General features: G+C 59.8%; 15 protein-coding genes. 7 read left to right on the top strand and 8 right to left on the bottom strand.

The window, feature by feature from the left end; genetic code table 11:
• The first annotated feature begins 168 nt into the window (after positions 1–168).
• From ACSQ8V_RS14235 to ACSQ8V_RS14225, 3 genes are all read left to right on the top strand, one after another.
• On the top strand, positions 169–1,314 hold the full coding sequence (locus ACSQ8V_RS14235) for an acyltransferase family protein (RefSeq protein ID WP_213768716.1): 1,146 nt from the start codon (positions 169–171) through the stop codon (positions 1,312–1,314).
• Between the two features lie 238 nt (positions 1,315–1,552).
• A complete protein-coding gene (locus ACSQ8V_RS14230) occupies positions 1,553–2,734 on the top strand; it encodes an acyltransferase family protein (RefSeq protein ID WP_436206088.1) in 1,182 nt (393 codons plus the stop codon).
• Positions 2,735–2,908: 174 nt separating this feature from the next.
• Positions 2,909–4,066 (top strand): acyltransferase family protein, encoded by a 1,158-nt coding sequence (locus ACSQ8V_RS14225; protein ID WP_436206087.1) that lies wholly within the window; start codon positions 2,909–2,911, stop codon positions 4,064–4,066.
• 86 nt (positions 4,067–4,152) lie between these two features.
• Here ACSQ8V_RS14225 and ACSQ8V_RS14220 read toward each other — a convergent pair whose 3' ends face one another.
• A complete protein-coding gene (locus ACSQ8V_RS14220) occupies positions 4,153–5,364 on the bottom strand; it encodes a glycosyltransferase (protein WP_436206086.1) in 1,212 nt (403 codons plus the stop codon).
• Positions 5,365–5,729: 365 nt separating this feature from the next.
• On the opposite strand from ACSQ8V_RS14220, the gene ACSQ8V_RS14215 reads away from it, so the two are divergent.
• Together ACSQ8V_RS14215 and ACSQ8V_RS14210 are read left to right on the top strand one after the other, a co-directional pair.
• Entirely contained in the window at positions 5,730–6,977 is a 1,248-nt protein-coding gene (locus tag ACSQ8V_RS14215; protein ID WP_346730656.1) for an oligosaccharide flippase family protein, read from the top strand.
• Positions 6,977–8,056: a glycosyltransferase family 4 protein gene (locus ACSQ8V_RS14210; protein ID WP_436206085.1), complete on the top strand. Its 1,080-nt coding sequence runs from the start codon at positions 6,977–6,979 to the stop codon at positions 8,054–8,056. The genes ACSQ8V_RS14215 and ACSQ8V_RS14210 overlap by 1 nt, the downstream gene beginning before the upstream one ends.
• Positions 8,057–8,155: 99 nt before the next feature.
• Here ACSQ8V_RS14210 and ACSQ8V_RS14205 read toward each other — a convergent pair whose 3' ends face one another.
• Positions 8,156–8,302, bottom strand: a complete 147-nt coding sequence (locus ACSQ8V_RS14205; RefSeq protein ID WP_213768721.1) for an MFS transporter small subunit — start codon at positions 8,300–8,302, stop codon at positions 8,156–8,158.
• Between the two features lie 33 nt (positions 8,303–8,335).
• Positions 8,336–9,733 carry an L-lactate MFS transporter gene (locus ACSQ8V_RS14200; RefSeq protein WP_213768722.1) on the bottom strand — a complete coding sequence of 466 codons (1,398 nt, stop codon included), beginning with the start codon at positions 9,731–9,733 and terminating at the stop codon, positions 8,336–8,338.
• Between the two features lie 794 nt (positions 9,734–10,527).
• On the opposite strand from ACSQ8V_RS14200, the gene ACSQ8V_RS14195 reads away from it, so the two are divergent.
• Entirely contained in the window at positions 10,528–11,349 is an 822-nt protein-coding gene (locus ACSQ8V_RS14195) for an alpha/beta fold hydrolase (protein WP_436206084.1), read from the top strand.
• 43 nt (positions 11,350–11,392) lie between these two features.
• Here the strand turns inward: ACSQ8V_RS14195 and ACSQ8V_RS14190 are convergent, their stop codons facing one another.
• The 5 genes from ACSQ8V_RS14190 to ACSQ8V_RS14170 all read right to left on the bottom strand — a co-directional run bounded on the left by ACSQ8V_RS14190 (position 11,393) and on the right by ACSQ8V_RS14170 (position 16,934).
• Positions 11,393–12,502, bottom strand: coding sequence for an MraY family glycosyltransferase (locus tag ACSQ8V_RS14190; protein ID WP_436206083.1), 1,110 nt, complete (start codon positions 12,500–12,502; stop codon positions 11,393–11,395).
• A gap of 64 nt (positions 12,503–12,566) precedes the next feature.
• Positions 12,567–13,601: a UDP-glucose 4-epimerase GalE gene (galE, locus tag ACSQ8V_RS14185; RefSeq protein ID WP_436206082.1), complete on the bottom strand. Its 1,035-nt coding sequence runs from the start codon at positions 13,599–13,601 to the stop codon at positions 12,567–12,569.
• A 23-nt stretch (positions 13,602–13,624) separates the two neighbouring features.
• On the bottom strand, positions 13,625–14,776 hold the full coding sequence (locus ACSQ8V_RS14180) for a glycosyltransferase family 4 protein (RefSeq protein WP_436206081.1): 1,152 nt from the start codon (positions 14,774–14,776) through the stop codon (positions 13,625–13,627).
• A gap of 77 nt (positions 14,777–14,853) precedes the next feature.
• On the bottom strand, positions 14,854–15,681 hold the full coding sequence (locus ACSQ8V_RS14175) for a glycosyltransferase (protein ID WP_436206080.1): 828 nt from the start codon (positions 15,679–15,681) through the stop codon (positions 14,854–14,856).
• Positions 15,678–16,934, bottom strand: coding sequence for an oligosaccharide flippase family protein (locus ACSQ8V_RS14170; RefSeq protein ID WP_213768728.1), 1,257 nt, complete (start codon positions 16,932–16,934; stop codon positions 15,678–15,680). Before ACSQ8V_RS14170 ends, ACSQ8V_RS14175 begins: the two co-directional genes overlap by 4 nt.
• Positions 16,935–17,435: 501 nt before the next feature.
• On the opposite strand from ACSQ8V_RS14170, the gene ACSQ8V_RS14165 reads away from it, so the two are divergent.
• Complete coding sequence (locus ACSQ8V_RS14165) at positions 17,436–18,863, top strand: phosphomannomutase/phosphoglucomutase (RefSeq protein ID WP_213768729.1); 1,428 nt, start codon at positions 17,436–17,438, stop codon at positions 18,861–18,863.
• The last annotated feature ends 15 nt before the right edge of the window (positions 18,864–18,878 follow it).

The raw sequence follows: 18,878 nt of genomic DNA, 5'->3' as shown, positions 1-18,878 counted from the left end.
GTGATGTTGGCGGATGAAACCGGAGTGCTCAGACGAAGATTCAGGAACTGCCAGTCTGGATGCGGCCGAATGCGTCCGGCCGCAGGATTTTGCCTGAAGCGTCAGGAATAAATACCGAAAGGCAGGTCGGAATCGCGGGGCACACGCGCCGCCGCAAAGGGGAACACCATGGGCTTGTTCGGCACACCACGTACACAACAAACATCGAACCGGACAATCGAGCTTGACTTCGTTCGGGGCATTGCGATCATCGCCGTAATGGGCTTTCACTTCCACTCGGTCAAGACCGGTTATTCGTTTGTTAGCTGGATCGAATATCCGTTGAAAAGTTTCGGCCGCGAGGGCGTTAACCTGTTCTTTACGTTGAGCGGCTTTCTCGTGGGTGGTCTGCTGCTGAAGCAATATTCAGAAGCGGGACGCATTGATGCCCGGCGCTTCATCATTCGACGCATCTTCAAGATCTGGCCCGCATATTACGTGCTGATCCTGTTCCATGTATTCGCCGGCCGCCATCCCACCGACACCTTCCTCGTCCAGAACCTGACGCACTTGCAGAACTACCTGGGTACGTCGATCAATCAGACCTGGAGCCTTGCAGTCGAGGAACATTTCTATCTTTTCCTGCCGGCGTTGCTGTTGCTGTTCGTGCGCTTCAAGGCGGGGGCGAATGCGATCATCGGCACCTTGCTGGGGATCTGCGGCATCGTGTTGCTCGCGCGTTGCGCGGTGGTCTCGAATGGTGATCTGGATGCTGCGTTCTTCCAGACGCAGTACCGCATAGACAGCCTGCTGTTCGGCGTGATCCTCGCCGCGTTCTACTGGATGAAGCCCGAGCTTTACAAGAAGTTTGCCAGCCAGAAATGGCTGCTGCTCAGCATGGTGGCGGGGCTGATTGCATGGCTTGTCCTGGCTACGCCGCACCTTGTGCTCGACGAAAGTATTGGCTACACCATCCAGGCTATCGGCTTCACTGCCGCGATCGTGCTGTCGGTCGAATACTCCGGGGCTATCCGCGATTCGATTGCGTATCGCGCGGTGGCGTGGATCGGCGTGTATTCGTACGGCATCTATCTGTGGCATTCGCTGGCGCTCGCGCCCGCCGACATCATGATCCGCAAGATGGCTGCCATGCACGTTCCGTCGCTTGCTGCCTGGGCGCTTGTACTGAGCGCCCAATTTTGCATCGCGATCGTGATTGGCTATGTGACCACGCGTGCAATCGAATTCCCGTTCCTCAAGATTCGTGACGCATTGTTCCCGGCCAAGCGCAAGGGAGAAATGGAAGTGCCTGTGGTGAGCACGCACGTGTCCTGAGCGCGTCTATCGAAACCGCGCTTTTGCTTTAAGCGCGCTTTTCCCTGATTGACCGAATCGTCCGGGCGCTCGCCTGGACCGTGCCAACTTGTTGCCCGGGAAAGACCATGGAAACACTGCATTACTGCCGCTTCGAATGCGTGTCGAGGAGTCGGCCGTCAAGCTACCTGAGGGGCAGCGTGAGCGACGGCATCTCGGCTTTGAACGGCTCATGCATCGATGATCCGGAGGTTCACCTATGACAACGGCTCCGCGCATCGCGGCGCTTGACGTCGGGCGCACGCTTGCCGTGATCGGCGTGATTGCGGTTCACCTCGCACCGTGGATGGTGACGAGTCCCGTATGGCTCGATACGCTGGCCAATCTCGGTCAGTACGGCGTCCAGTGCTTTTTCGTCATCAGCGCGATCACGATTTTCGCCTCGATCGAGCATGATGCGCAACGCTTAAGCGGAGCGCGCGGGGTGTTGCGCAATTTCTATGTGAAGCGTTTTGCGCGCATCGCGCCGCTTTACTACCTGGCGATCATCGGTTACGCGGTCGTCGATTACGTGGTTCGTCGCGCGCACGGCCACATGCTGTTGCCACACGATTTTTCCGATGTCATCCTCAACCTGATCTTCGTTCATGCGTGGGTTCCGTCGGCGACTGACAGTGTGGTTCCGGGTGGTTGGTCGATCAGCGTCGAGATGCTTTTCTACATGATCGCTCCTGCGCTGGTGTTCTTTTGCCGGACTACGCGTGGCCTGATTGTCGTGTCGATACTGACCGCATTGTTCTCGGTGTCGTGCTGGTATTTCGGCGCTTGCGATGGCGGACCTGCATGCCGTGTGGTGAACAATGACTTCTTCTATTTCTGGCCGCCTACGCAGTTGCCGTGTTTTATCGTCGGGTTCTGGACCTGGCATCTGGCCAAGGATTATTTGATCGGCGACAAGGTGTTGCCATTGCGTGCATGCGGATGGCTTGTGCCTGGTGGACTGGTCATGGTTGCCGCGTTGTTCCTGGCCGGTACCGGGCGCGGGATGGCTCATGGTGTTGCGCCGACATTCGCGGCGCTTGCGACTGCCGCGCTGATGTTGTTGTTGACGCGCGTCTCTCCACGGACGTTGCAGGCGCCGGCACTGGGGAACCTCGGGCGCAATAGTTTTGGCATTTATATCTGGCATTTCGTCGCGATTCTCGGCGTGCGTGCCGTGGTCAAGATCGATGCGGTCGATGATTTTGCCGAATATCACGGCGTGCTGGTTTTCGCTGTATCGATGGCAGTCGCTACAGTCGTGGCTTATACCGGTGCTCGCTTTACTGCACGGCGAGTTGAAGAACCATGCTCACGATGGGCGCGGGAATGGTTAGTGAGGGCTCCTTTAAGAGTATCGGCTGGGCGGGATGCAGCCGCTGATGGGGCCGAAGGGGCTTGATGTTGGTTTCAGTTGAGCCTGCGCGGCGCTTACCCGCGCAGTGCTGGCTCAGCCAGGCAGTGCGCCGGCTTATTTTGCGAGTGCAATGCCGCCAAAGCGTAGCTGAACTTCGCCTGCCGATACTGCCCTGCAGCTCGATGCTGCTACCATTCCGAGCAAAAGACAGGGGGCGAAATGAGCACAACGACAAGTCAGTCTGGCGGGGTACTACCAGCGCTCACTAGCATCCGCTTTCTTGCGGCCCTGACGGTGGTGTTATCGCATTTCACCGAGTTGGGCTTACTCAATCTCCCCAAGTGGTTCTTTGATTTCGTCGATGGCGGTCGTCCCGCGGTATCGCTATTTTTCGTGCTCTCCGGATTCATCCTGACTTATACGTACCGGAAAACGATCGGTACCGACGGCCCGGCGCGTTTCTATGTCGCCCGCTTCGCACGAATCTATCCGGTCGTACTTCTGTCACTGGGTCTGTCGGCGCTCGTCACCGCTTATCTGCTTAATGGCGGCGACTCATCGCTCATGCTCGACTGGTATGCGTTAAAGAGTTCTGTTTACATCTCACTCGCCGTCAGCCTGATCTGCCAACTGTTACTGCTGAATGCATGGTTTCCATTCGCAGCAATTAATCAACCATGGAACGGGCCTTCATGGAGCATCTCCTGCGAAGCGTTCTTCTACGCGCTGTTTCCGCTGCTCCTGCGCAGGCTGGGAGCACTGCGAATGAGGACGTTGTTCTTCGTGTGTGCAGGACTCTGGATGCTGCAAGGGTTGTGGATCGTGTTTCTGCAGCATGCGCTTCCAGCTAGTCGCCACGGCTTTCTCGTCGCCGAGTTCCCAATCACACACCTGTTCGAATTCATCGTTGGCATAGCTGCCGCGATCAAGTTCGATGAGCTGCGCTCGCGTGGCACTTCGCTCCACTCTCACGGCGTTGCACTGATTTCCGTGGCACTCGTTGCGGTGATTGTGCTGGCAATCTGGCGTCCGGTTTCCCCCGCCTACTATCTGGAATCGCCGTTCTTCGCCGCGCTCATACTTGGCCTTGTGTTGTTGGAGCGTCCCGTCATCGGCTTGCTCAATCAACGCTGGCTCGTGCGTCTTGGTGAGGCAAGCTATTCTCTCTACCTCATTCACGTGCCGTTAGCGCACTTGGCGTTTATCGTTGGGTTTAGGCAATCGAATGGATGGATCGCGATGCTCTTCGCAATATGCTTGAGCGCCGTGATTTTTCAGTATTTTGAAGAGCCAATGCGAAGGCGGATTCGCGCGAGGTTGACAACCATCGCGCCGTCCACACGGCCGGCAGTCGCGCTGCATGATCGGGCCGCGTGATGTTGTCTGACGGCAGGGGCGCGGCTTGCTGATTGAACCGCTGGTCGCGTGCAACGTGCTGAAAGTGCTCGCCAAACCACGAAGCTTCAAATAATCGCTTGCCGCAGCGTCTGCTTGAAGTAGCCCAACGTATTGCGTTCCAACAAATGCGGCCCGGCTGGCGTTCCTGCCGGGCGCTCCTCGAACACCTTGTCGAAAGCGCGATTAATCGACGTAACCGATAAATCCTCGACCACCGGCCCCAACTCACCGGTCCGGCAAAACCATCCAATCAGCCCATCGGCCGTGGCGACCACGGGCTTGCCGAATCTGTAAGCCTGGACCAGTACGCCGCTCATGCCGTAGTGCCCTTTATAACCAAGCCAGACCACATCGCAGGCGGAAAACAGGTCGAGTTCTTCCTCGGCGGTAATGAACCGGTCCATGAAAACCGCCGCAGGCGATAACGCACCCGCCGAAGAAAAGAACGCGCGAGTCTCATCGTCCTGAGCCCCCGCGACAACGAGCGTCAGCGGATCAGCGCCTCCCCGCTGTGCAAGCGCGGTGACCAGCTCCTGAATGCCCTTGCGCTCGGTGATTGCGCCATAGACAAGCACGTGCCTGCCAGCGCCGAGCCCCAGGCGCTGACGGGCCGCCAGTGGCTCCGTAGCCCTCGCGTCAGGGAATGGGTCGGCGAGATACTGAACGGCCGCGCTACGGCCCGCCTGATGACGCTCAGGATGCCCCGGCTTCCCCGCGTACCATTCGGTAAGCGTGGGATCGATGGTGAGCAAAGTCTTCAAGCCGGGCGTACGAATGGCGCGCAGAAATAATTGCGCTTTGATCGCGTTGATCAACGGTTCGCGCGGTGCCTTCACGCCCACCTTGGCATGATGGAAATTGGCGCGCATCGTAATGCCCACCCATGGCGTTGCGCCAAACGGCGAACCCGTGAACGGCAGCGAGTAAAAGAAATAATCGACGTAAGGAACCACGACCAGCGCGACCTTCCGGTTGCGGCTGGCGGTGTCGAATGCTTGCTGGAAATCGCGGAAAAACCGCACGTAACTGACCTTCGCAAAGCCGCGGCGGCCGTGTTGGAGCGGCTCGACGAACTGGATCTGCAACTCGGGCCGGTTCTCCTGAGCGATGCGCGTGGCGAGCGAATGCCCTGCGTTCGCCGGGTCGGTCACTATCACGCACCGATACCCCGCTTCCATGTAAGCCGCTGCGGCCCACTCGGCATAACGCCAGCGATGCCCTGTGAAATCCGGTTCGACAATCAGCACGGTGTCGAGCGTGTCATTGGCCATGGTCATTGTTTTTGAAAGCGTACAAAAAGGGCGTGATGCAGGATGGCCACGCGCAGAACGTCCTCTCCGGGCGGTCAAAGCGGGCAGGGCCGATCAGGCGCGCGGCGCCAAACATCAGTCGATAACGTCAACACTAGCATTGCCACACGCTGCGCAACCGCCAAAGTCAGGGTATTCCTCTGGCGAAAAAAGACAGTGATCCAGCACACACGAGGGCCGATATCGACTACGAGATGGCGCACGGCACAGGGCGCACCACGTTACCTTTGCGGAAACCCTGGGCAAATATCGCTAATGCAAAGTCACGTCTCTCGGGAAATCCATTTGCCACGCTCCAACTACAAAAAGTCGATCCGACGCGAGGAATGTCTGTGAGAGCAGTTCGCTTACCGTTTTCAACCGCGAGCGTGCGTTTCGATCAGGACGCCGCCATCTGGGTCCTGCTGCAACAAATCGTGGTGCGCGGCTTCGTCGCGGTCAAGTTCCTGGCGATCGGCCGGATTCTCGGGCCCGCCGCAATCGGCAGCGTCAGCGTGGCGCTGCTGGCGGTGGCTATTGCCGAATCGCTCAGCGATACAGGTCTCGCGCAAGCGGTGGTGCAAGGCCGCGAAACGCCGAACCGCTCACAACTCGGCGCGGTGTGGACCACGCTGGCGTCGCGTGGCGGATTGATTGCGCTGCTGATTGTCTGCGCTGCGCCGCTGATGGACCAGCAGTTTCATCTTGGCGGCTCGCTGCTGCTTCTGCAACTCGCGGCGCTGTTGCCGCTGATCCGGGGCGTGGCGTCGCCGGCGTATTACATCGTCACGCGCGAGCGCGGATTCATGCGCATCGCGGGCGTGGAGATGTCGTCGGCTTTCCTCGATTGCGCGATCGGCCTGGCCTTCGCGCTTGGCGGGGCAGGCGCTTATTCGGTGCTGCTCGGCATGGTGGCGGGGGAATCACTGAAGACGGTCCTGACCTGGACCACCATGTCGCCGCGTCCGCCGCTGCGGCTGTCGTGGAAGGGGATTGGCCATTACGTGAATTTCAGCCGCTGGATCTGGGCGGGCAGCGTGGTGAACCTGCTGCTGAATCAGTTCGACAAGGTGATCGTGGCAAAGCTGCTCGGGCCGGCTCAACTGGGCGCGTACCAGATGTCCTCGAAGCTCGCCCAGATGCTGCTTGCCGACGCCGCTATTGCGATGTCGCAATACCTGTTTCCGACGTTCTCCGCGCATCACCGCAAGGATGCGGATTTCGCTGCGCGGCTGTTCCGCCGTTATCTTGCGCTGATCGCGGGCGGACTCGCGGTGCTGGTGATCATCTTGCGCCTTGCCGCCGAACCGCTGTTCCAGATCGTGCTGGGAACCGCGTGGCTGCCCGCCGTGCCGCTGTTCAGGATCTTCGTGGTCAACATGGCTATCGGTGCAATGATCGCCGTGCTGGTATCGTATTTGCGTGCGGTGGGCTTGCCGAAGGTCGCCACGCACGCGTCCATCATCCAGGCCGTGGTGCTGCTGGTCACGGTGCCGGTCGCCACCCATTTGTGGGGCGTCACGGGCATTGCCTGGGCGATGACGGTCGGCCTTGGTGCAGCCGCCGGCTGGATGCTGTTCCGAATTGCCAGGGAGGCGTGATGCGCATCCTTCATCTTGTTCTTGCCCCGCGCCTTTCAGGGGCGGAAGTGCTGGCCAAGGATCTCGCGATTCATCAGCAGAGAAGCGGCGAAGTTGTCGGCATGACGTCGCTGCGGCCGCAACATGACGACTTCCTCACGCTGCGCCAGGAACTCGATGCCAACGGCGTGGAGTGCATGTTTCCTCGTGGATTCCACGGCACGTTCGGCAAGCTGTGGCATTTGTACCAGGCAGTTCACCACTATCGCCCGGACGTGGTGTTTGCCCACGCGACCATTCCCGCTTTCTATGCGCGCGCACTGCCACTATCAGCGCCCGTGGTGTACGTGATGCATTCCGCGACCAACGACTTTGAGCGCGGTCTGTTCCGGCGCATCGAGCGGGTGTTGTCGCGGCGGGCACGGGCGGTGATCGGGGTATCGCCGGCGAATCTCGACGACTATGTGGCGGCCGTTGGCGGGCATCCGTCGATGCAGCTGATTCCAAACGGCGTCGACATGGCGCGTTTCTCGCCCGGACTGAATGCTGATCTTGCCAATGACCATGCGCAGATTGTGCAGATCGGGCGTTATACGTCGGTGAAGAACCAGTTGCAGACGGTGCATGCGTTCAAGGAGGTCGCGCAGCAGGTGCCGCTTGCGCGATTGCTGCTGGTCGGTGTGGTCGAGGATCCCGCTTATTTCATGGCGGTGAAGGATCTCGTGGCGAAGCTTCGGCTCGAGCAGCGGGTCACGGTGGAAGGGCCGCGTTCGGACATCTCCGACATTCTTTTCAAGGCCAGCGTGTTCGCGATGCCGTCGCGCTTCGAAGGCCATAGCATCGCGTTCCTGGAGGCGCTGGCGTCGGGCGTGCCGATTGTCGCCAGCGACATCCGGCCGTTCAGCTTCGCGGCGGATTTTCCGGCTGTGCATCTGCTGGATCCGGAGGACACTTCGACCTATGCACGCGCGCTGGTGACCGCGTTGGGCGAAGGGCGGGCGCAGCGGCCGCTAGGGGGTCTTACGCTGGCCGATACCGCCGAGCGTTATTTGGAAGTCGCACGGCAGGTCACGGGCGGCATGGCGGGTGCGCCGGCTTGAATTGAAGGTGTGAGGGTTGGTGCAGATTCGAGCGTGGTAACAAAAAACGCCGGCTGTTCAAGCCGGCGTTTTGGTTTTTCAGACGTTGAAGCTTCAGCGTCAATGAAACAGCTTGGTCGCCTGGACCAGGGTGTTGATCACGCCCCATGCAAGCGGCACGATTGCATAGATCCAGAACACGCCGAGCAGCAGCTTGTTGGACGGCTGCGCGTCCAGCTCGGCGTTCAGGTTGGTATGGGTGTTCATCGCATTCTCCGCGCTAGAGTAGGTTCAGTGGATTCAGTCTGCCGCGAGTGCGGACGCGCTCATGTGATGTTTCTCGTGCACGCGCTTCACCAGCAAGTTGCAGATAAAGCCGATCACCAGCAGTCCCGCCATGATGTGCAACGTCGTGGTGTAAGCCTCCGCCTTGACCACGCCATGCGCCACTTCATACGCGCGAATGTAGTTCACCAGCACAGGACCTGCGATACCGGCCGCCGCCCACGCGGTCAGCAAGCGTCCATGAATGCCGCCCACGAATTTCGTGCCGAACATATCGGCGAGATAGGCCGGTACGGTCGCGAAGCCACCACCGTACATGGACAGGATCACGCAATACGAGAGCACGAAGAGCGCAACGTTGCCGCTCTGCGCAAATTGCGGCACCAGCAGATACAACACCGCGCCGAGCGCGAAGAACACGAAGTAGGTGTTCTTGCGTCCGATCCAGTCCGACGCCGATGCCCACACGAAACGCCCGCCCATATTGAAGAGCGAAAGCAGGCCGACGAAACCAGCCGCGGCAGCCGCCGTGATCGATGCCTTGAAGCTCTCCTGGATCATCACCGACGCTTGGCCCAACACGCCGATCCCGGCCGTCACGTTGAGGAACAGCACCAGCCAGATCAGGTAGAACTGCGGCGTTTTCAACGCCTGGTCGATATGCACGTGATTGCGCGTGATCATCTTGTTGCCGTTGGTCACCGGCGGCGTCCAGCCCGCTGGCGTCCAGTTCGCACGCGGGACGCGGATGGCGAGCGCACCGATCGACATCGAGATGAAATAGACGATGCCCAGCACCACGAAGGTCTCGGTCACGCCGTTGCTGGTCGCGCTCTTGAAGTGGTTCATCAGCGCCACCGAAGCAGGCGCCGCGATCATCGCACCGCCGCCGAAGCCCATGATCGCCATGCCGGTCGCCATGCCGCGCCGGTCAGGAAACCAGCGGATCAGCGTGGACACCGGCGAGACATAACCTAGCCCGAGCCCAATCCCGCCAATCACGCCGTAGCCGAGGTAGACCAGCACGATCTGATGCAAATGGATGCCGAGCGCCGCCACCAGGAAACCACCGCCGAAGCAGCAGGCCGCCGTGAACATGGTGCGCCGCGGCCCGACCTTCTCCAGCCATTTGCCGGCGAATGCCGCCGACAACCCGAGAAACACGATAGCCAGCGAAAAGATCCAGCCGAGCGTGGTCAGCGACCAGTCGTCCGGAGCCGATTCCGTGATGCCGATCACCCGCGTAAGTGGCGCGTTGAAAACGGAAAACGCGTAAGCCTGGCCGATGCACAGATGCACCGCCAACGCGGCGGGCGGGACCATCCAGCGCGAAAATCCAGGTTTTGCGATGGTTGCTTCTTTAGAAAAAAATCCGGGTGAACCGGTAATCGGGCTGCCGGTATGCGAGCTCATTCTGGGTCTCCAATCTGGTTTATTTGCGCTGTTTATCGTTTGCTTTTTTATAGGCGAGCTTCAATAGCCTCTTGGCAGCGCTGCCGGGAGGCGGCTCAATCGTCGTAGCGTGGTTTGTACGAGCAAGGGGGTAAAGCGGAGAAGAATATATGATGTTCTCTTTCATAATGTTAACTCACCGATGCCTCTCTAGCACGATAGTTAAGGGATCGGATAGTTGCAATAGGATATGTTCAGACATAAGCAATTGTACCGATAGGACAATCCTTGCTCCGACCCCTCTCGACCCTTCTGAATGAGTAAAAACAGGAATTTTCAATAGTCTTCAGGTAATCATGGGTAATAACTTCTATAGCATTGACTTTCCGGCGAGATAAACCGGACCCGCCCAATGCAATTGATTAATTCGCGTTTTCCCGAAGAATCCCGCTTAATATGGTTTGCATGAAAGACGGCTCGAGCTGGTGGAAAAATGCAGTAAAGCGGCCGGACGAAGTGTGCAGACGCGATGGCGTGCACCGGCAGCCAGACGATTTCAGCAAGCCTTTGCGACGCGGCTTTCGTCGCCTAACCTGTACGAACATCCGCGTGTCGGACCGGGATCTGATCAATTTCCTCGCCGTTTCATACGATCAAACCGGTGCTTGAAGAAAACATCAAGACGTCGCATGAAGGGCGCAGGATTCGCATGGCGGAGGCGCGGCAAACCTTCGCTAAACCCCACGCGTTGCGCCCATGCCGAAGGTGACAGACGGCGGACGTAGCGCGTTATCTCACCTTAAGGAGCACGTTCGATGAGCACGATCAAGACGAAGGACGGCACGGAAATTTTCTACAAGGACTGGGGTACCGGCAAGACGGTGGTGTTCTCGCATGGGTGGCCGCTGGATGCGGACGCGTGGGACGCGCAGATGTTGTTCCTGGTCCAGAAGGGCTACCGGGTCATCGCGCACGACCGGCGGGGGCATGGGCGTTCCGGCCAGCCGGGACAAGGCAACGACATGGACACCTACGCCGATGACCTGGCCGCGGTGCTCGACGCATTGGACGTGAAGGATGCCATGCTGGTGGGCCATTCCACGGGCGGTGGAGAGGTCGCACGTTATATCGGGCGTCATGGGACCGGGCGGGTATCGAAGGCCGTGTTGATCGGGGCCGTGCCGCCGTTGATGTTGAAGACGGAAGCGAACCCGGGTGGCTTGCCAAAGGATGTATTCGATGGAATCCGCGCAGGCGTGGTGGGCGATCGCTCGCAGTTCTACAAGGATCTGGCGGTACCGTTCTTTGGCTACAACCGCGATAACGCCAAGAAATCGCAGGGCGTGATCGACACGTTCTGGGCGCAGGGAATGTTGGGCGGGATACTGGGGCACTACTTGTGCATCAAGGAATTTTCAGAGGTCGACTACACGGAAGACCTGAAGAAGTTCGATGTCCCGACCTTGATCCTGCACGGTGATGACGACCAGATCGTGCCTATCGATGCAGCGGGAAAACACTCGGCGAAGATCGTCAAGAACGCGACGCTCAAGGTGTATCCGGGCGGCGCGCACGGCATGTGCGTGGTCGAGGCCGACAAGGTGAACGCAGACTTGCTCGAGTTTGTATCGAGCTAAAAAAAGAAACGCGCCGGCCATGAAACTGCCGGCGCGGGAACCGCTACTTCTTCACCGGATGAGCCCGCCGGAACACCATCCATCGCGGCGATTTAAACCTGACGATGCTGACGTACAGCCAGACGTAGGTGATAGCAAACACCACGACGAAGCAGAACAGATGCAGCGTGTGCCGCCAGAACAGCGTGGCGGGAATCACGGCAACCAGACACAGCAGCCACAGATACGGCGAAGTCAGCGAATTACGCCGCGTGATTTCGCGTGCATTTTTCGCGCCGACGGCCCAGCGCATGAGGCGCTTATAAACCAGCATATGCAGATGCACGCCATCGGGAATCCCGGGAGAGATGCCGCGAATAAACTTCTTCCGATAGATCGAGAAACACGTCTCGAAGATCGGATACATGAACAGCAGCACCGGGAACCACGCTGAGACATCGCGATTGCGCATCACGAGCAGGATGGACAGCTCGGCGAGCATGAAGCCGATGAAATAAGCACCGCCATCGCCGAGAAAGATCAGCCCGGCGGGGAAATTCCAGATGAAAAAGCCCATCACCGCGCCCATCATGATCAGCGATGCAGACAACACCACCGGGTCGTGAACCTGGAACGCCACGTACGCGAGCGACGCAAACATCATGAACGCGACCATGGACGCGAGCCCATTGAAGCCGTCGATGATATTGATCGCGTTAGCCAACGCCGCCACCGCGACCACGGTCACGAGACACGAGATGACCCCGTAGGTCAGCAGGAAGTCCAGTGGCGGAACGCTGATACGCGTGACCGCAATCCCCAGCAAGAAGTACGCAAGCGCGGCCGCGGCCATCGTGCAAACGAGGCGTACAACCGGCGTGACCCGCTTGGTCAGGTCCTCGACGAGTCCGGAGAAAAAAGCAGGCATCCCGCAAGCAACAATGGCGAGGATTCCGCTCGATACGACCGGATAGGTCCATCGAAGCTGCACGGCCGAGGCGGTGAGCCCGACCAAAATTCCGACCCCGCCGATGCGAGGCACGGACCGCGCGTGGAACTTCTGCACGCCGGCAAAATCGCTATCGCCGGAAAGGCCTTCGTGCAAATGCGCAAACCGCACGATCAGCAGCGTGATGAATAGCGAAACGAGAAAACCGAGCGCAAAACTGAGCATGAAAAATGACCACTAAAAAGAACGCGTCAGGCCGGGCCGCGTGGGCGTTGCCTGAACCAGAACGTCAGGCAAAACCCCGTGGATTTTGCGACTGCCAGCGCCAGTGATCGGCGCACATCCGCTCGATGCCGTGTTCCGCTTGCCAGCCGAGCAGCTTCGCAGCGGCGGCCGGGTCGGCGAAGCATTCGGCGATATCGCCCGGACGGCGGGCGACGAGTTCATACGGCACGGGCTTGCCCGACGCCGCTTCGAACGCTTTCACCACGTCCAGCACGCTATACCCCTGGCCCGTGCCCAGATTCACGACAAAGCTGCTGTCGAGCGACTCCAGGGCATCGAGCGCCTTGATGTGACCACGCGCCAAGTCGACCACATGAATGTAATCGCGCACGCCGGTGCCGTCATGGGTGGCGTAATCGCTGCCGAAAATACGCAGGCGTTCCAGCTTGCCCACGGCCACTTGCGCCACATACGGCATCAGGTTGTTCGGCACACCCGCCGGATCTTCGCCGATCAAGCCGCTTTCATGCGCGCCGACCGGATTGAAGTAACGCAACGTCGCGATGCGCCACGCCGGATCCGAGATTTCCAGATCGCGCAAAACCTGCTCGGCGATCAGCTTCGATTGCCCGTAGGGGTTCGTTGCCGACAGCGGAAACGACTCGTCGATAGGCACGCTTTTCGGCACGCCATATACCGTGGCCGACGAGCTGAAGACGATCTTTTTCACATCGCGCGCGCGCATGGTGTCGAGCAGCACGAGAAGGCTGTCCATGTTGTTGCGGTAATACTCGATCGGTTTCGCCACCGATTCGCCCACTGATTTCAACGCGGCGAAATGAATCGCGCCGGTGATGGCGTGTTCGTCGAAAATGCGGGCGAGGGTGGTTTCATCGCGGACATCGGCATCATAGAATGCCAGCTTTTTGCCCGTAATCTGCTCGACGCGTTTCAGCGATTGCGCGTTGCTGTTCACGAGGTTATCGATCACGACAACCTCGTAACCAACGTTCAGCAATTCGACGCAAGTATGCGAGCCGATAAAACCGGCGCCGCCCGTAACAAGGATCGTGCCCTTCGCGCTTGTGTGACCAGTCATGAATAACGCTCCCGGAGGGTGATTTAGAGTGAAACGCCGGTAACCGCGCGTATTGTGCCTTTATAACGCTCGACGACCACGTTTTCGTCGAATTCGCGCGCGACCTTGGCTCGGCCCGCCACGCCCATTTCAGCGCGCGCCGCGTGGTCCAGCAAAAGCATCTGCTCCATCTGCTGCGCGAGGCTGTCGGCGCTTTTTACTTCGCATAGCAGGCCCGTTACGCCGTTTTCGACGACTTCGCGGCAGCCCGGGACATCGGTGGCGACAATCGGGCGTCCCATTGCCGACGCCTCCATCAAGGTTCGCGGCACGCCTTCACGATACGACGGCAGCACCACGCAATCCGCATTGCCGATAAACGCACGGACATCTTGCGCCTCGCCGAGATAATCGATGACCCCTTCGCGCTGCCAGGCCTGCATTTCATCGAGGGTGATGGCGCTGGGGTTGTCAACGCCCACGGGGCCGAGCAACTGGAAGTGCGCATACGGATATTTTTCGCGCAGCCGGCGGGCCGCATCGACGTATTCCGCGACGCCTTTATCCCACAGCAGACGGCCAATTAAAATGAAAAAAAAGCCTTCCGTCTGCGGGTTGGCGCGCGGTAGCGGCTGGAATGCATAGTCGCCCAGATCGACGCCTTCGCCGTGCAGCAGCCGCGCGCGCTCCGGATGAACCAGCAGGTCCTGGTCGATGAACGCCTGCCGGTCGTCCTGATTCAGGAACCACACTTCGCGCGGAAAGCGGAACGCAAAACGATAAAGCCGCTTCGCAACGCTCGCCGTCCGGCTCTTCTGGATGAACACATAACCCAGTCCCGTGGTGACCGCAATCGACGGCACGCCCGCGAGTTTCGCCGCGATCGAACCGTAGATGTTCGGTTTGATCGTGTAGTGAAACACCATGTGCGGCCGGGTGGCGCGGTACTCGCGAAGCAGCGCGGCGAGGGTCTTCAGGTCATCGCGGGGATTGGTGCCTTTCGACGCTACCGGCAGCTCGACGCATCGGCAGCCCATTTCTTCGAGCGGTGCGAAAGTCCGGTCGCGCGGCGCGATTACCGAGACGTCGACGCCGCGTTCGATCAGCATCCGCAGCAAACCGCGCCGGTAGGTGTAGATCGCCCACGCGGTGTTGCAGACGAGGGCAATGCGAAGGCGTGATTTCTCTGCGTTCATTCGATCGGTTTTAAATACGGTAGGTCAGGCGCTGGACGGCGGGCTATAAATCCGGGGGCTTGAAGCAAGGGCTTACGTCATGCGTGAAACAAGCGGGTTTTCAACGCGCGCACCGCGCCGTAAGGCAGCATCAGATGTGCGATATTTTTCGCCACGCCGAGCCAGTCGGGCAGGTTCGTCAAACGCATGTATTTCAATTGCAGCCGCAGTGTAGACAGCGTTTGTGTACGGCGTTTCGTCGCGCTGATGCCGTGCTCGTTGAGTTCGTAATACACGCCGAATTCCGGCAGGTTCGCGCAGTCGTGGTCTTGCATCAGGCGCAAGAACAGATCGAGATCCTCGGCCGCACGATACTCCGCGCGATAGTTGCCGGCTTCCATCACGGCGGTGACGCGCAGCATCATCGTCGGATGGGAGAAGGAGGCGCGCAGCAGCATGACACGGCGGATCGCAGCCGGTTCCGCGGGCGGGCGAAGATCGAACAGCGGCGCGCCGTCCATGCTCACTACATGCGTCCACATGCCGAGCGCCGCCGTTTTCGGATGCGCCTCCATATAAGCACGCTGCTTTTCCAGCCGATACGGTGTCGCCAGGTCGCCCGCATCGATGCGCGCCGCGTACTTGACGCCCCGCTCCGCCAGCGCGGCCACGCCCGTTTGCAGCGCAAGCTCGATACCGCCGTTGCGCGGCATCCGCAGCACATCGATCGCGAGGTTCGCAACCGATGGCGCGACGATAGGCGGGAGGCTGCCGTCATCGACGATCAGCACGCGCACCGGCGCGCGCTCGCAGAACGATGCGAGCGTTCGGTCCAGGTCGTGCTGGGCGTTGAACACCGGGATCAGCACGGTGACGTCGTCGAGCGTCAGTGATGGCATAGGCGTGGTAGGTGAGTAGGCGCTCATACCCGCAGCCTGAAGCGGATGTAGTAGAAATTGACCGATGCCGCCGCGAGATATCCCGCCGCCAGTCCGATCAGCGCACCGTAGCTGCCCATGCGAGGAATTGCGATCAGGTTCACCACGAAAGCCACCGCCAGCGCCAGCAGCCACTTTGCGAGCAACACGAATTTCGCCTGGTATTTAAGCACGACGAGGTTCCCGATCGCTTCGATACCAGCCGGCACCGACAGCCACACGGCCCAGCGGAAAATGCCGATGGATTCGGTATAAGCCGGTCCGAACACGCGCGAGATGATGACACCCGCGAGCAGGTCCAGCACTATCGCGCCGCCGATCATCAGTGCGGCCGTCATGGCGATCAACCGGCCGATGTTGCGCTTCAGTTGCAGTGCATCCTGCACGCGATACACGAACGCCGGCGCGATGGTCTGCGCGAGCATCAGTGCGAGCGTGATCCAGTTTTCGTTGAGTTGCTGCGCGGCGGAATACCGGCCGAGATCGGCGAACGAAATGTGGCGCTCCAGCATGAGCCGGTCGAGCTTCAGGAACAGGTACATACAAATGAGGCCGAGCCAGAACACCGTGCCGGCGCTGGCGAAGTGGCGGAACAGTGAGCGGTCGATGTGCCAGCCGAGCTTGCCGCCGTGTCGATGCATGTAGTACAGCATCAACACCCCGCCGATGACCGCCGCTTCCAGCGCCCACAGCCAGCCAAAGCGCGCCGGGCTTGCCGCTGCGCGCACGAGCACGTACACGAGCGCCGCTTTGGCGATCGCCGTGAGCATGCTGGTCAGCAATTGCGGTTTGCTGTACGTCATGCTTTGCAGCCACGCGTTGATCACGCCGACGAACGGCTCGCGAAACAGCATGGTCAAGGCGAGGCCGGCGAGCATGGCGCCGACGAGGGGATCGGTGAAACCCGCCGCAATGCCGATCCAGGTCAAGACCAGCGCCGCCGCGGATACGCCCATGCGCAGCACGAACGCGCTGCCGAGCACCGTGCCGAGCTGGCCCGGCGGGCGATTCACGATGGTCGGCACGAGAATCTCGGCACCGCACACCCAGGTGATGGGCGAGAGCACGAGCAGCAGCGTGTTGGCGTATTGCCATTTGCCGAAGACATCGGGGCCGAAGTAGCGCGCGAGCAGCCCGCTGATGGCAACGGCGACCGCTATCTGCGTGAGGCGTTCGAGACCGAGCCAGACGATGTTCGCCAGCGCCTTGCTAATGTCGGGGTTCTTGATTCGTTTCAGCATCCGCGGGCGGCGCCTCGCGTGGCCGTGGCTGTCACGGCGATAATAGGCATGGCGCTTGCGGTAAAACAGCCGCCCGGTCTTGCTGCGATCCTTGCTGGCGCGCGGTCGGGAGCCGTCAACCACCATGCGGTTTCCCGCCATCCGGTGTGACGTTTGTACTTCGCGGTGAAAAAGCGTCCGGGCATTGGATTAGAATATTTGCGCAGGTCCGCGCGGAAAGACTGCGATTATAGGTGCGAACAGTGCGGACAACCGCATGGTTGACGTTGGGTCGAGACTCGCTGAGGGGGCTCCGAAGGGGTGCCAGCGGGTTCGAGATCACTCGATACGAATTTCTTTCGTTATTTTTTGCGTTTCGTCCGGTATTGTTTCTGGCTGTTCGTGCGTTGGCCGAGTCAGGTCGTGATCGTTGGCCGCAGGTCTGTATCAAGGGGTCTTCGTGACCCAGGACGCTTCGGGATGCCCCGGAACCATTTAAATTATTAGTCAGGTAGCCATTCCATGAGCCAGTCACCGCAAGTACCGCCGCAAGTGCCCGTTACCCAGTCCATTTTCAAGGCTTACGACATTCGCGGGATCGTTGGCAAAACCGTCGATGCCGGCGTCGCGCGCAACATTGGCCGCGCGTTCGGCAGCGAGATCCGTAACCAGGGCGGCGACTCGGTCGTCGTGGCCCGTGACGGCCGTTTGTCGGGTCCGGAGCTTGTTGGCGCGCTTGCTGACGGCTTGCGTGAAGCCGGCGTGGACGTGGTCGACCTTGGTATGGTGCCTACGCCTGTAGGTTATTTCGGGGCCAGCGTGCCGCTCGCGCTGCCTTCGGGCGAGCGTCGAGTAGATTCGTGCATCGTGGTGACAGGGAGCCACAATCCGCCCGACTACAATGGCTTCAAGATGGTGCTGCGCGGCGCCGCCATCTATGGTGACCAGATCCAGGCGTTGTATCAGCGCATTGTGAATGAGGACTTCACGAGCGGTGCGGGCACGTACACCGAATACGATATCCAGCAGGTCTACCTTGACCGGATTGTCAGCGACATCAAGCCTGTGCGTCCGATGAAGATAGTGATCGATGCGGGTAATGGCGTGGCGGGCGAACTTGCGCCGCGTCTGTTCAAGGCGTTGGGTTGCGAGCTGGTTGAACTGTTCACTGACATTGACGGGACGTTCCCGAATCACCATCCCGATCCGGCGCATGCGGAGAACCTGCAGGACGTGATCAAGGCGCTGAAGGAGACGGATGCGGAAATCGGTTTTGCCTTCGATGGCGACGGCGACCGTCTGGGTGTTGTCACGAAGGACGGCCAGATCATTTATCCGGATCGCCAGTTGATGTTGTTTGCGCAGGAAGTGTTGTCGCGCAACAAGGGCGGGCAGATTATTTACGACGTGAAGTGCACGCGTAATCTGGCTAAATGGGTACGGGACCAGGGTGGCGAGCCGGTGATGTGGAAGACGGGGCACTCGCTGGTGAAGGCCAAGCTGCGGGAAACGGGCGCGCCGTTGGCCGGCGAGATGAGCGGTCACGTGTTTTTCAAGGATCGCTGGTATGGCTTTGATGACGGCCTTTATACCGGCGCGCGGCTGCTTGAAATCCTGTCGCGGGTGGCTGATCCGAGCAAGCTGCTCAATGATTTGCCGAACTCGTTGTCCACGCCTGAGTTGCAGCTGAAGCTGAATGAGGGTGAGAATTTTGAGCTTATCGCGAAGATGCAGAAGAACGCGAAGTTCACCGGTGCGGACGATGTGCTGACTATTGACGGGCTGCGGGTGGAGTATCCGGATGGTTTCGGGCTCGCGCGGTCGTCGAATACCACGCCGGTGGTGGTTATGCGGTTTGAAGCTGACAGTGAGGAAGCGCTCAAGCGGATTCAGGAAGATTTTCGCCGGGTGATTTTGGCGGAGAAGGCTGACGCGCAGTTGCCGTTCTGATACTGGAAAAATGTG

Origin of the sequence: Caballeronia sp. LjRoot31 (genome assembly GCF_964253885.1) — a bacterium.
Classification (GTDB): domain Bacteria; phylum Pseudomonadota; class Gammaproteobacteria; order Burkholderiales; family Burkholderiaceae; genus Caballeronia.
The sequence above is the reverse complement of the archived record's forward strand: the minus strand, read 5'-3'. Positions and strand labels throughout refer to the sequence as shown.